The following is an 11,135-nucleotide window of genomic DNA, read 5'->3' as shown; positions in this document are numbered from 1 at the left end:
CATGCGGTTGATAAAGCTGCCTGGCTTGCCATCTTCGGTGCGATCCATGCTGACCACATGGCCGGTCATCAGCAGACCCCAGGTAGAGGCGTTAACCATCCAGGAGTCGCTCTTGCCAACGTATGCCTGCCAGTCGGCCGGCCCAAGCCGGTCCTCAATCAAGGCGTCGGCGGTTTCCTTGTCGGGTATCCGCAACATGGCTTCGGCCAGGCACATCAGCATCAGGCCTTCATGGGTGTTCAGGCTGTACTGTTGAAGTAGCTCGTCGATGGTATCGACGGCCGTATCCATCCCACGCACTTCGCGCACCAGCGAGGCCGTGTTTTCAGAAATCCGGTCAAAGTCGTGCTTGTCGACTTCCAGTGCCCTGATGAGCTCAGCCACAAAAACATTCTCATCAACGATGTAATGTTCGCTGATGGTGTCAAAAAGGGTATCGGTATTCTGCTGCCAGGTGTTGTCGCTGAACATGGTGTCGGCGTTGAGCATGATGTCATTCCCCACTAGGTTGCTGGTTGCCACAGGGGTTGTTCCGGTCTGTACCTTGCCGATATCTCGGCAGGTAGCCGGGGGATTAACACAGGGTAGGGCGCTGTGGTCCAAGTTACTTGTTGAATTCACGTCAGGACTTGTCAATTCCCTAGATCCTGACAGGGTTCGGAACTATTGCTCGACTTCTGTATAGCCTGAGTCGCGCTTTTTTAGCTAAAGCGTTACCTGAAGCTTAGCTTGAAGCGATGTGATCTGATCAAAGATCGAGCGTGCTACCGTGCAGGTATCTGGCGCTCTATACAGTCAACCGTAAGCCTGGCCTGGCACTTGGCGCAAGTTAGTCGGGCTGGGTGCGGCGGCTTACCTGGCAAAATTGGCTGGCTTGGTGCCTGGTGTAGACGTTGTTCTCAGCCTACTGGGTGGGTGGCCATAAGCACGCCGGAAGGCGTTCGACAGCGCGCTCTGGTTGGAAAATCCGGTCAGGGCGGCGATTTCAATTAGCGGCAGGTGTGTTTTCAGAAGCAGGCGCTTGGCGGCGCAAAGGCGGCGCTGCATGACATATTGCCAGGGCGACATGCCGGTCTGTTCGCCAAAGCATTGGGTGAAATGCCCCTCGCTCAGGCACACCTCGGCAGCAAGGTCAGACACCCGCAACGCAGACTCCAGGTGAGTGTCGATATAGCGATCCAGTGCCGCAAGGTTCAGTGTTCTGCCCCGTGTGTATTGAGGGCCAGCCAGGCGCGTGTGCAGCGAGCCGAGCAGTGTGCTGGTCAGGCGCTCATGCTGAAGTGACACGTCACTCTGTGTGCTGTCCAGCAGTTGAAGCTCTTCGAGCAGAAAGCCCAGATAGTTTTTAAGCGGCTTGTCCAGTTCGAAGAAAGCGGGGGCGTCAAACAGGGCTGATAGTTCATGGTGATGGCCGGTAAGACAGATGGCGTCGCGGGGCAGATCAATAATCAGCTGACGGTTTTCACCATTACCGGCGTAAGAGTGACGTTGGTTGGCCGGCACGATGCAGCCTGTGAGCGTTGAAACTGACCCGCCCAGCCCCTCTATCTCAAAGTCTGCTTGCCCGTGCAGCCCGATCACGACTTGATGGAAATCGTGAGCATGGTGGTGTGGTACCGGATCAAGAGGTATCTGACGAATGGCACTGTTCATTTTATGTTGCTGTTATCGTGAGGTTTTATTATTGAGTGCCGCTTTCCTGAGCTCAGTGCGTGCATTCAGGTGATCTCGCATGGCCTTAAGCTCTTCTTGGCCTTCGCTGTCTAGCAGCTGCCCGCCGCGCTGTGCACGACCGTGTCGACCGTGCTCATCCATGACCCGCAGGGCACGCCGACGAACGCCTTCAAGGAACTCATCATGGCGTATCGGATAGCCGATGATAGTGTTCCATTCGGTTTCACTGACGTTGTTGTCCAGCGCTTTGGTAAACAGTGCCAGCAAATCTTCTGGGCGAGTTAAGTAGCGCGGAGTGCGCGATAGCATCAGCACCGCCAGCACGCTGCCAATCACTAGCATGCACACCGCAAATACAAGCAGATAAAGCGTCATGAACGACTCACTTCCTCCCGTCAGAACAAACTGTAACTATCGTTCGTTTGTGCCTTGTGTGGCTTCAGCTGCACGTTCGCTGTCGAAAATGGCCGTCCGGCGGTGGCTCTGAAGCGCCTGGCCTAGCTTGCGACGCAGGAAGGCAGAGGTCGAGTAGTGCGTCACCCTGTTGTAAAAATGTGCTTCGAGATAGCCGACCACGTTCTCCCAGTCATGGGCCAGCATATCCTCGATCATCGTCTGATCATAGTTCACCACCACATCGATCTTGTGTCCTAGCGGGGCCAGGACTGCTTCGATCCGCGCTCTGATCTCGGCGATGTCAGCCAGGGTGCGGACGTGCATCTTGGCCAGGAACAGCCCGCCCCTATTATCATAGAAATCGAACTGGCTGCCCTGGGCAATGATCTTGCGGACGTCCAGGGGCAAACTGGGGTCGCCATAGCTCTGCTTGTGGGCCAGACTGCAAATGTCCAGTAGCGAACCGAAGGTGCCCTGGTTGTTGCGGTTCTCGATACTTTCGACTCGATTCCAGTTACTAGCGTTGACCATCAGGGCTGATGCCACCAGCGCCGACCTCTCGGTAGGTCAGATACATCAGTAGTCTGAGTGACAGGAAAACTCCTGACGTCCCCATGGCGAATTTCTTTTTCTTTTTTGATGACAGGCCGGCTTGGGTGAGCAGGTGCTTAAAATGTTTTTTGGCTCGCGGTTCTGGTGTGAGGTAAAGCCCAGCCGCTTTTGGTCACTAGAGGCGCAAGACGGAGCAGTTGTGCTTGGGCTTTAGTCGGAAATAAAAAATAATTGCACTGGGTGACGAACTTTTCGTGTCTTCGCTGTCTGATTCATTACAGACACACAACCTGTGCGATGGCAGTCGCTGATGTTGTTGTTCTGATACGCAGTTTCGATCTTGCCGCCATATCCCTGATATGGCGGCTTTCTTTTATGTGATACGTCGCCCTGAAGGCCCTGTTATGTACGGCAGTAAGTCAACTGCTGCGCATCCTCAGGATGGCACTCAACACATCGCGACGGGTTACAATACCGGCCAGTCGACCTTGCTCGGTAACCGGGTAGACCTTGGGTTTGGCGCCGAGCATTTCCTGAGCTAGGTCAATGATGCTCTTGGTCGGAGCCACTGACAGCACTTCATGACGCATCAGCTCTTCCACCAGTGGTGGCTCATTGTTCATGTAGACACTGTCTAGCACCTTACCCAATACGTCTTGCTCCGAGATGAAACCGATCAGGTGGTCGTGTTCATCGACTACCGGAGCGCCGGGAAGACGATGGTGCGACAGGCGATCGGCAAGCGTTGCGATCGACGCTTTGCCTGATACGCGGTAACAGTCGCGAGACATGATTTCACGCACAATGGTGGGGGACTTGTTTGACATGACGTCTCTCCTCGGCCAACAACAGGTATCAAAGATGATGCCTTGTTACAGTTGCTCAGTCACCCAGGAAAAACAACCAGACTCGCCACAAGGTTTTGTGGCGGGTTGCGGAACCCATAGCGGATGCCGACTCAGTCAACAGCGTCAATAGAGCGGATCCACCAGACAGCAAGGAGTCATCAATGGATGCCCGACAGTATCTGGCTCAGAAAGGGCTTGATGGCAAGCCCACCTCGCGTCCTCAACTCACGCTTGAGGAGAAGTCCTGGGCGCGCGCCAGGGAGTCTGGGGAGCATCGGCCCCGAGCAGGCACGCCCCACGACTGGGAAGACTGGGAGCGCTACCACGAACAGTTGGCTGAAGGGGCTGAGCAGCTGGAGCAGAAGATTGATCCTGACGGAAAAGTAGAGACTGAAGAAAATGCGCTGGAGACAGATCGGGAACCTAGCGTCAGTCAGTCGAAGGTTCAGCATTACAGCCCGGAACAGGACGACGCAGCGCTTAGGACATCCGTTGACAAGTTGGCGCTGGAACCCTTTGCTGCCTATGTCGCCCTGGGTGTACTGCTGCCACCTCTGGCGGTTTGGTTGTCCGATGGAGGAACAAAACGCGGAGTTGTAGCGCTGGTGCTGACGCTGCTCGGCTGGCTGCCCGGCGCTGCTTATGCGCTGTACTGGATAGCGCGGCAAAGAGACAGGAATTGATCTTGTCGATCTCCAGTGGTGCGTATAAACTCTGTCAACTTTAAAAATTATCGGAGTTGACAGTGGGCTATCTCATCGGTGTAACGGCACTCTGGGCTTTTTCTTTTTCATTGATCGGGGTCTACCTGGCAGGTCAGGTAGACAGCTACTTTGCCGTGCTGACTCGTATCACACTGGCAGCATTGGTGTTTTTGCCATTTCTGAAACCCGCGGGCTTATCTGTGTCTCAACGGTTGGTGCTGATGGGGCTTGGAGCTGTTCAGCTCGGCCTGATGTATCTGTTTTTCTACCAGTCGTTCCTGCTGTTGAGCGTGCCCGAGGTACTGCTGTTCACCGTGCTGACGCCGGTGTATGTGGCACTGTTGGATGATGCGCTGTTCAAGCGCTTCACTTTCTTTCATCTTGTTACTGCCGCGCTGGCGGTGTTGGGTGCCGGGGTGATCCGTTATCAGGGCGTTGACAGTGGATACTGGACGGGCTTCCTGGTTGTGCAAGGCGCCAACCTGTGTTTTGCACTGGGACAGGTCGGATATCGACGCTTCTCGGTTGGCCTGCCGGAATCGCTGTCACGGGTCAGCGTGTTCGGCTGGTTTTATCTCGGTGCCTTGGCCGTTGCCGTGCCTGCCTACCTGGTGCTGGGTGATAGTGCAGCGTTGCCTGTCAGCGGGCTGCAGTGGGGCGTGCTCGGCTGGCTGGGCATCGTGGCATCCGGGCTTGGCTATTTCCTGTGGAACCTGGGGGCCACACGGGTTGATGCAGGTTCGTTGGCGATTATGAACAATGCGCTGGTGCCGGCGGGCCTGTTGGTCAACCTGTGGCTGTGGAATCGCGATGCCGATCTGCCTCGGCTGGCACTGGGAGGCGCTATTATCGTCGGTTCACTGGCGTTGAATGCTTGGTGGCAACGCCGTCGCCCGGTACAGATTGCCTGAGCCTGCATTGCCGGAGTCCGGTGGTATCGCCATAATGGCCCTCCAATGCCAAGGATACCGGGATGTCAGTCTTTAAGAACATTGGCCTGATTGGTCGTTTAGGCAGTGCCCAGGTGGTAGAGACTCTTAAGCGACTAGCGCGCTTTCTGGATTCCGCCGGCTACCACGTCATCATCGAAGACAGAACCGCGACGGTGCTTCTCGACCATGGCCACGCCGAGGCCAGTCGCCGCTTGCTGGGTGAACTCTGTGACATGGTGATTGTCGTCGGGGGCGACGGCAGCTTGTTGGGTGCGGCGCGCAGTCTTTGCCACAGTGGTACGCCAGTACTGGGCGTCAACCGTGGTCGCCTGGGCTTTCTCACAGATATCTGCCCTGACGAGCTCGAAGCCCGTGTGGGCGAGGTACTGGACGGACACTACGAGGTGGAAGAGCGGTTTCTGCTCGATGCCGAGCTCTACCGTGGCGATGAAGTAGTGGGCAGCGGCGACGCGCTGAATGAGGTGGTGCTGCACCCAGGTAAGGCGGTGCGCATGATCGAGTTTGAGCTGTTTATTGACGGCCATTTCGTTTATAGCCAGCGCAGTGACGGGGTCATCATCGCCACGCCAACTGGCTCAACCGCCTATGCGCTTTCGGGTGGTGGCCCCATCATGCACCCGCGACTGGACGCCATCACTCTAGTGCCGATGTTTCCTCATACGCTGTCAAGCCGGCCGATTGTTATCGATGCCGCCAGCGAGATTCGGATTCATATTGGCGAGACCAACCAGACCTATCCACATATCAGCTGTGATGGTCAGACCCGTGCGGTCTCCAAGCCGGATGATGTGTTGGTCGTGAGGCGCAAGCCCCAGCGGGTTCGACTGTTGCATCCGCTGGGGCATAACTTTTATGAAGTGCTGCGCAGCAAGTTGGGCTGGAGTAATCGGCTTGGAGACTGAGGTGGGCAAGGCTGGCCTAGAAGGCTATGACCTGATTGGCGATGTGCATGGCTGCGGCGCGAGCCTGGTGAAACTGCTGGAGCAAATGGGCTATCGTCAGCGTGACGGTGTGTACCGTCATCCGCGTCGCAAGGTAATATTCCTCGGCGACCTGATTGATCGCGGGCCGCGAATCCGTCTGGCGGTTAACACTGCACGCCGCATGGTAGAAGCCGGTGAGGCACAGATCGTGATGGGCAATCATGAAGCCAACGTATTGGCCTACTGCCAGCGCAATCCGGATTCTTCCCAGGGTGACTGGCTACGCTCGCATACCGCACGCCATAACCGCATCGTTCACGAAACCTTGGAACAGTATCGCGACTACCCCCAGGAATGGGAGGAAGCGCTGTCATGGTTCATGGAACTGCCGTTATTTCTGGAGTTTGACGAGTTCAGGGTAGTGCATGCCTGCTGGGATCAGCCCTTGATCGATGCGCTGCGCAGGGAGTACCCGGAGGGACGTATCGACCTGGCGTTCCTCGTTCAAGCATCGCAGCCTGCCACCCTCGAGTACCGCATTCTTGACCATCTCACCCGCGGCACCCAGCTGTGGTTGCCAGACGGGATAACGATCCATAGTGGTGATGGTTTCAAGCGTCGATCGTTTCGCACACACTTCTGGGCGCAAGATCCCCAGACCTGGGGCGATGTCATGTTTCAGCCGGACAACCTGCCCGGGCCGCTGGAGCAGCGACTGCTGACTGACGACGAGCGTCGCCAGCTGAGCCATTACGCCATCAGTGAGCGCCCACTGTTTATTGGCCATTACTGGTGTGAAGGGATTCCTGCTTTGCCGACATCCAACATTGCCTGCCTGGACTACAGTGCAGTAAAGTTCGGTCGATTGGTTGCCTATCGCTGGAGCGGAGAGAGCAGCCTCAATGCAGACCACTTTTCATGGGTGAAAGTTGAACTTGAAGAGCAGGGTGGTGACACCTCCTGGGAGTTTGATGATGAGTGAACCAGGTACGAATCATTACAACCCTTACTGCTTTTGGGCTGACAGCCGCGCAGTTTTATGGTCTATTAGACCTGTTCCCTTGTACGATCCCTTGCTTTTTCTCCGGCGGCCCAGGTCGCCGGTTTTTTATGCGCGTTAGTTTTTCTGAGTTTTCAGTACGCTATCAGGCACCCGATTCATTCAGTCGCAAAGGCGGCACCTAGCCTATGTACAAGATTCTTGTTCTACCCGCCGGTGCGGATATTCGTGAGCTGCGTGAAGCTCTTTGGGCGCATCATATCGGTCACCAGTTTACGGAAGACCCCCAAGGCCAGGCGCTGTGGCTGGCTGACCCTAGTCAGCAAGAAGCCCTGCGGCAGCTGTTGATTCGTTGGGAGCGTGGTGAGCCATTGCACCCCGAGCAACCGCTGAAGAAGCCAACGCGACCACGCAGCTGGCGCACACCGTTCGAGCTGGCGCCTGCTACGGCGATTACTATCAGCCTGAGCTTGATAGTGTTTGGGCTGATGGCTGTGTTGGGAGATGTTCTGGTCAGCCTGCTGACTATCGTTCCTATCGATATTGTCGGTGGCAAGCCGGTGTTTGGTACTCTACGAGAGAGCCTCAGCTCGGGCCAGGTGTGGCGGCTGCTCTCACCAGCATTCCTGCATTTCGGCTGGATGCATCTGCTGTTCAACATGCTGTGGTTGTGGTTTTTTGGTAGTCAGGTTGAGCAGCGCCAAGGGCGTGGCCGTTTTATCGTGCTGCTGTTGGCTACTGGCATTGGTGGCAATTTGGCCCAGTATGGTGCCGGAACGGTGCTGTTTGGCGGAATGTCCGGCGTTGACTTTGGCCTAATGGCCTATGTGTGGCTGATGAGCCGACGACGACCCGAGAGCGGCTTCTTTGTGCCTCAGATGCTGGTGGTACTGATGTTTGGCTGGATGGTATTCGCCATGACCAGCGTTGCCGGCCTGTTTGGCCTGGGTAATGTGGCCAATGAAGCGCATCTGGGCGGACTGGTCGTGGGCCTGGTGCTGGGCTGGTATCATTCTCGTCCCGGACAGCGACTGCGCTGATCCTGAACAGTTGTTTGAGCGGCCAGCACCGATCGGTGAAGTACGGGTGAGGCAAGGGTGAGATAAGGAGAAGTTGCCATGAGCGATATGACGTTTGAGCGCATGATTGGACAGATGACCCCGGGGATTTACCAAAGCCTCAAGCAGGCAGTGTCCTTGCGCAAATGGCCTGACGGTCGTTTTCTGACCCCTGAACAGACTGAACTGTGCCTGGAGGCAGTCATCCGCTATGAGGCGCAGCACAGCGTGCCGGAAGACCAGCGCGTGGGCTACCTGGAGCGTCGCACCTGCGGCGCCGACAGCAGTGGTAGTGATGTCTCGCCGGAGTTGGCGGGGCTTGGTCAAGATGTTGGCGGGGGCAGTAGCAGTGACTGAGATGTCAGTCGAAAGCACCAGCCTGCGAGGCTGTCTGAGCAAGATGTCGGTTGAGCCGGGCGATGCCGGAGAAAGTGCACGCTATACGCTGCGTGTCGGTGACCACCGTCTGGATCTCAATGCCCGGCTTGGCCAGTCTCTCAGCCTCAGCTGGACGGGGGCGATTGCCTGCACCCATTGCGGGCGCGCCACCCGCAAGAGCTTCGCACAGGGCTACTGCTATCCGTGTTTCAAGCGCTTGGCACAGTGCGATACCTGCATCATGAAGCCGGAGCTTTGCCACTATCATCAAGGCACCTGTCGCGAGCCCGAGTGGGGCGAGCGCCACTGTTTTCAGCCCCATGTGGTTTATCTGGCCAACTCCTCCGGGCTCAAGGTCGGCATCACCCGGGGCACCCAGGTGCCCACCCGCTGGCTCGACCAGGGCGCGGTTCAGGCACTACCGATTATTGAAGTGGCCACGCGTCAGCAATCTGGTCTGGTCGAGGTGCTGTTCAAGGACGAAGTGTCGGATCGCACCAATTGGCGGGTCATGCTGCGCGGTGAAACTGATGAGCTTGACCTCGCCGCCGAGCGTGAGCGCTTGCTGGCGCGACTGACAGATGGGCTTGGTCGGCTGCGTGAGCGCTTCGGCGAAGAGGCGATTCGTGTTATCGACGAAACACCACGTCGTTTCGACTATCCGGTGCTTGAGTATCCCACTAAAGTGGTTTCGCACAATTTCGACAAGCAGCCTGATGTCAGCGGAACCCTGATGGGCGTCAAAGGCCAGTACCTGATGCTCGACACTGGCGTGATCAATCTGCGCAAGTTCACCGGCTATGAAGTTGCGGTGATCTGAGCTTGTCCTGAGTTAGTCCTGGGTGAGCCTGGAGAGAAGGCTAGGCTCGCTTCGCAGGCTTCCGCCAGAGCCACCAGCTGAGCTTCCCGGCCGGCTGGCATGGCCAGCTGTAATCCTACCGGCATCCCAGCTGCATCCTTTCCTGCTGGCAGACTCAGCGCACACCAATCCAGATAGTTGATGAAACCGGCATGACGCAGGATTCGCTCATCAGCAACGGCGTAGGCCTCGGGCGAGGCTATTTCATCGCGGCGTGGCGGGGTCAGGGGTGTAGTTGGCATCAACAGAACGTCGACGCCAGTCCGCTTAAGCGCCGAGCTGGAGCGCCTGGCCAGACTTCGTCGGCATACCAGGCGGCGGGCATACTCTTCTAGGGGCAACGCCGCCGCGCGACGCATGGCGTCATCCAGTGGTGCGGTCAGTTGCTTGTTGCGCCAGTCTGACAGATGGCGCGTCAAAAACGCCTCGAGATCAGCGGCAACCAGTCCGCCACTGCGAAACAGTGTATCAGCCTCAGCGGCCTCGGGCAGATCAATAGTGATCAGTTTGGCGCCAGCGGTTTCCAGATCGCGCAGTGCTTGGTCAAAAGCCTCATCGATGCCTGGGTCGCCGGTAACGCGTGGTGCGCTGTTAAGCACGCCCAGTCGTAGGCCGCTGAGACTTGGGGCAGGCAGGCGCGGCTCGCCCAGTGCATCAAGGTTCTGAGCCAGCGTTTTCACACTGCTGGCCAACAGCCCCAGGCTGTCAAGGTGCGGACTCAATGGCAGCATCCCGGCGCCAGACCAATACCCGGTACCCAGTTTTAACCCCACCACGCCGCACAGGGCGGCCGGCACTCTGATCGAACCTGCGGTGTCGGACCCCAACGCCAGCTGGGCGCTGCCTTCGACCACGCTGACCGCCGCGCCGCTGGATGAGCCACCGCATACGCGAGTGATGTCATGCGGGTTGCAGGGGCCGATGCCATCCAAAGTGACACCCAGGCTGGTGAAGCAGAAAGGCACGGTGTAGGTGAGGCCGGTAAACAGCGCACCGGCACGCCGCAGGCGGGCCACGATGGCCGCATCCTTCTGCCAGATATTGGGCAGTGGCGTATCACCGCCGCCGCACATCGTCCAGCCATCCAGGCCCATGTTGTCTTTTACCGAGACGCTGACGCCATACAGAGCGCCCGGCGCTGCACCGTTTTTGACATCAGTCATCCGGCTGGATGCCTGTTCACGCAGGCGCTGCGGTGACCACTGGGCATAGGCATTCCAGGCCGGTTGATGCGCGGCGATGGCGGCCTCAGTCTTTTCCAGCAGTGTTTCGCCCGCTGTTTGGGTATCGGTCATGGCGGGGCTCTTTCAACTCAGAGGGGGCACAGAAGTGGCTTGCAGTGAAGGGCGCTGCGCAGGTGCAGCGCCCAGCTGGCGCTTGTCAGGCCGGCGGTTCAACGCTAACACTATTTTCCACGTCGTTTTTGGCGCCGTAGGGGTTATCCGGCATCTGGTCTGGCAGTAGTGGTGCACGCCGGGTGTCGGTTTTTGGCCCATAGTACTCGACCAGGTAGTCGAGGATGTCGTTTTCCATCTCGGGTTGAAATTCCCACAGTCCCTGGGTGTCCTGCATCCAGCCAATCAGGTATTTCCAGCGCTCCCGTGAGCCGTGGTTCTGAGTGACCAGCTTAGCGGAGTGGCAGGGCGTGCAGTTGGCTTTTACAATCTGACATTTCTCTGCAACCACCATGCAGCAGTCCGGGTCTATCTCAAGCGACTTTTAAGAGTCAGAGGCGACCGAGTCCGAGGCTGCCCAGGCCGTCACAGGCATAAGGCCCATGACCATGACCA

13 protein-coding genes and 1 pseudogene are annotated in these 11,135 nt (G+C 57.5%); 7 read left to right on the top strand and 7 right to left on the bottom strand.

The annotated features are described in order from the left end of the window. The 5 genes and pseudogenes from ACTH3D_RS10760 to ACTH3D_RS10740 form a co-directional block, all read right to left on the bottom strand. Positions 1–489, bottom strand: a pseudogene (locus ACTH3D_RS10760) (bifunctional proline dehydrogenase/L-glutamate gamma-semialdehyde dehydrogenase); the annotation flags it as partial. Positions 490–852: 363 nt separating this feature from the next. Further along, positions 853–1,653 carry an AraC family transcriptional regulator gene (locus ACTH3D_RS10755; protein ID WP_441667103.1) on the bottom strand — a complete coding sequence of 267 codons (801 nt, stop codon included), beginning with the start codon at positions 1,651–1,653 and terminating at the stop codon, positions 853–855. A gap of 12 nt (positions 1,654–1,665) precedes the next feature. Beyond that, positions 1,666–2,049 (bottom strand): hypothetical protein, encoded by a 384-nt coding sequence (locus tag ACTH3D_RS10750; RefSeq protein WP_441667101.1) that lies wholly within the window; start codon positions 2,047–2,049, stop codon positions 1,666–1,668. Positions 2,050–2,085: 36 nt separating this feature from the next. Continuing rightward, complete coding sequence (locus ACTH3D_RS10745) at positions 2,086–2,616, bottom strand: hypothetical protein (protein ID WP_441667099.1); 531 nt, start codon at positions 2,614–2,616, stop codon at positions 2,086–2,088. Positions 2,617–3,041: 425 nt separating this feature from the next. Further along, a complete protein-coding gene (locus tag ACTH3D_RS10740; protein ID WP_441667097.1) occupies positions 3,042–3,449 on the bottom strand; it encodes a CBS domain-containing protein in 408 nt (135 codons plus the stop codon). Between the two features lie 182 nt (positions 3,450–3,631). On the opposite strand from ACTH3D_RS10740, the gene ACTH3D_RS10735 reads away from it, so the two are divergent. From ACTH3D_RS10735 to ACTH3D_RS10705, 7 genes are all read left to right on the top strand, one after another. Further along, positions 3,632–4,153, top strand: a complete 522-nt coding sequence (locus ACTH3D_RS10735) for a YqaE/Pmp3 family membrane protein (protein ID WP_441667096.1) — start codon at positions 3,632–3,634, stop codon at positions 4,151–4,153. Between the two features lie 62 nt (positions 4,154–4,215). Next, a complete protein-coding gene (locus tag ACTH3D_RS10730; RefSeq protein WP_441667094.1) occupies positions 4,216–5,085 on the top strand; it encodes a DMT family transporter in 870 nt (289 codons plus the stop codon). 62 nt (positions 5,086–5,147) lie between these two features. After that, the gene (locus ACTH3D_RS10725; protein WP_441667092.1) at positions 5,148–6,029 is read left to right on the top strand and encodes an NAD(+) kinase; all 882 of its coding nucleotides are present in this window, start codon (positions 5,148–5,150) and stop codon (positions 6,027–6,029) included. Next, positions 6,019–7,032, top strand: a complete 1,014-nt coding sequence (locus ACTH3D_RS10720) for a metallophosphoesterase (protein WP_441667090.1) — start codon at positions 6,019–6,021, stop codon at positions 7,030–7,032. The genes ACTH3D_RS10725 and ACTH3D_RS10720 overlap by 11 nt, the downstream gene beginning before the upstream one ends. Before the next feature lie 206 nt (positions 7,033–7,238). After that, positions 7,239–8,090, top strand: a complete 852-nt coding sequence (locus tag ACTH3D_RS10715; RefSeq protein WP_441667088.1) for a rhomboid family intramembrane serine protease — start codon at positions 7,239–7,241, stop codon at positions 8,088–8,090. Positions 8,091–8,168: 78 nt separating this feature from the next. Then, on the top strand, positions 8,169–8,465 hold the full coding sequence (locus ACTH3D_RS10710; RefSeq protein ID WP_441667086.1) for a YeaC family protein: 297 nt from the start codon (positions 8,169–8,171) through the stop codon (positions 8,463–8,465). 1 nt (position 8,466) lies between these two features. Next, positions 8,467–9,306, top strand: a complete 840-nt coding sequence (locus ACTH3D_RS10705; RefSeq protein WP_441667085.1) for a DUF2797 domain-containing protein — start codon at positions 8,467–8,469, stop codon at positions 9,304–9,306. Here the strand turns inward: ACTH3D_RS10705 and ACTH3D_RS10700 are convergent. After that, positions 9,285–10,640: an amidase gene (locus ACTH3D_RS10700; protein WP_441667083.1), complete on the bottom strand. Its 1,356-nt coding sequence runs from the start codon at positions 10,638–10,640 to the stop codon at positions 9,285–9,287. The genes ACTH3D_RS10705 and ACTH3D_RS10700 overlap by 22 nt on opposite strands. An 85-nt stretch (positions 10,641–10,725) precedes the next feature. Continuing rightward, the gene (locus ACTH3D_RS10695) at positions 10,726–11,034 is read right to left on the bottom strand and encodes a hypothetical protein (protein WP_441667081.1); all 309 of its coding nucleotides are present in this window, start codon (positions 11,032–11,034) and stop codon (positions 10,726–10,728) included. Between the last annotated feature and the right edge of the window lie 101 nt (positions 11,035–11,135).

The organism is Halomonas sp., from assembly GCF_052095765.1.
In the GTDB taxonomy this organism is placed as follows: Bacteria; Pseudomonadota; Gammaproteobacteria; order Pseudomonadales; family Halomonadaceae; genus Halomonas.
The sequence above is the reverse complement of the archived record's forward strand: the minus strand, read 5'-3'. Positions and strand labels throughout refer to the sequence as shown.